Genomic DNA, 2,067 nt, shown 5'->3' on the forward strand with positions numbered 1-2,067 from the left:
ATAGTAGAAAAAAATTGTGTCGAACGTATCTTAATAATTCTCTAATAATATTAAGATATGAATTTTAAAAAAATAAAGGAGAGATTATGTCTGTTAAAAAGATAACAAGAAGAAATTTAATATTATTAAGCACAGCATCTGCAGGTGTATTGGCAACCGGATGGCCAAAAAATATACTTGCAAACAAAGTAACAGTAGTTAATTCCATTAGATCACTGTCAAATCCATACCATGCAACATGGAACAAGGGTGGAGAGGCGTTTGCTAAATGGGCTGGAGCTGATTATGTGACTCTAGTAACTGAAGGAAATAGTGAAAAAGGGATATCCGACATCAAGGCAATTATTGCTAAGACGGGAGGCAACATGGTCCTTAATGTGGATCCAAATGAAAGCCCTGATGCTAGATCTATAGTTGAAGAATGTGTAAAGGCTGGTGTTTACGTAGTTACACAATGGAACAAACCAAGTGACCTTCACCCATGGGATTACAATCCTCACTATGTGTCTCATATATCGTTTAATGGACAACCAAGTGGGAAAGCAATGGCAGAAGCTCTTTTTAGTTCAATGGGAGGATCAGGAGGAATTGTTGCTTTAGGAGGTATTTTATCAAATGTACCTGCTATAGAACGGAAAGCAGGACTAGATCAAGCTTTGTCTGAGAATAAAAATGTAAAATTACTTGATTTTCAAGTAGCTAATTGGGACCCAAATAAAGCACATGAAATTACAATGTCATGGTTAACAAGATTTGGGGATGAAATTAAAGGAGTGTGGGCCGCTAATGATGGTATGGGTATAGCGGCATTAGAAGCACTTCGTGCAGAGGGTCTTGCGGGAAAAGTCCCAGTCTGTGGAATTGATGGTATTCAGTTAGCTGTGGAGGCAGTCTTAGAAGGTGAATTCGCAGGAACGGTTGCTTGGGATCCATTTTGGCAGGGTGGAATGGGACTATCAATAGCCTATCATGCCAAGATGGGTGAAATGAATCCAAAGTATCAAGCAAAGGTGCATAGAGAATTCTATGGAACGGGTATATATATCACTAAAGAAAACGCCCGGGAGTTTTATAATGAAAATATTAAGAGTTCGCCAAAATTGGATTTTTCAGATATTTGGGGAAGAGTATCCAGCCAGATACAATACAGTTAACTGAATATGATGAAATGGTGTAATTTAAATTACACCATTTTTTTCAAAAGAGTAAAAGGAGATAATTGTTAAGGAATAAAATAGAGAGATATGAATTGTTAGCCCCTATCCTCGTCTTGATACTCTTATGTGTTATAATAGGGATATTAAATCATAACTTTTTCTCAATAAGAAATTTTACAAGAATTGCAAACGGAGCATCAATACCACTAATATTGGGTATCGGAGTAACTTTTATTTTGATAATGGGAAGCATAGACCTATCTATTGAAGGTATTGTTGCTTTTAGTGCAGTTACTTTAAGTTTAATTGTATTGAATGGAAGTAACGAAAATGATTTTGGATACTTAGGTATCGTATTTGTACTAATAATTGGAGCACTTTCTGGATTATTAAATGGCATCATACATGTCTATTTAAGAATACCATCATTTATGGTCACATTGGGAGTATGGTTTATCGGAGTAGGTGTTGCAAATGCAATATTGGGTGGTATTACTGTTCGGATTAATGATAAAAGTATCCGTGCATTAGCATTAGAAAGATTTTTAGATATCCCGCTAGCTGTGTGGGTTTCACTTCTAGCATTGCTTATTGCATACATAATACAAAGCTATACTGCACTCGGAAAGCATATTTATGCCATAGGTGGAGGAGAAGATTTAGTAAAATTATCTGGAATAAATGTAAATTTATGCAGAATTTACGTTTTTACACTTGCAGGTATCTTCTTTAGTTTAGGAGGCGTAATCGCTGCAGCTCAACAAGGTGCAGGATTTGCCTTAATAGGACAGGGTCGATTGTTTACAACAATAACAGCTGTAGTAGTTGGGGGCACAGCTTTATGGGGTGGTAAAGGAGGAGTTATTCACACGTTAATTGGTGTGTGGATAGTTATGGTTTTAAGTAATGG

Annotated in this window: 2 protein-coding genes; both read left to right on the forward strand. The window is 36.4% G+C overall.

The features are described from left to right. Nucleotides 1-86: 86 nt before the first annotated feature. Nucleotides 87-1,154, forward strand: a complete 1,068-nt coding sequence (locus P8O70_16505) for a sugar ABC transporter substrate-binding protein (protein MDG2198445.1) — start codon at nt 87-89, stop codon at nt 1,152-1,154. A gap of 65 nt (nt 1,155-1,219) precedes the next feature. Beyond that, the coding region (locus P8O70_16510; protein MDG2198446.1) for an ABC transporter permease at nt 1,220-2,067 on the forward strand (848 nt) is incomplete at its 3' end.

The organism is SAR324 cluster bacterium, assembly GCA_029245725.1.
GTDB lineage: Bacteria > SAR324 > SAR324 > SAR324 > NAC60-12 > JCVI-SCAAA005.

What these genes read in the sequence shown, in the direction of transcription:
- P8O70_16505 (MDG2198445.1), top strand. Translation starts at nt 87, where the DNA reads ATGTCTGTTAAAAAGATAACAAGAAGAAATTTAATATTATTAAGCACA.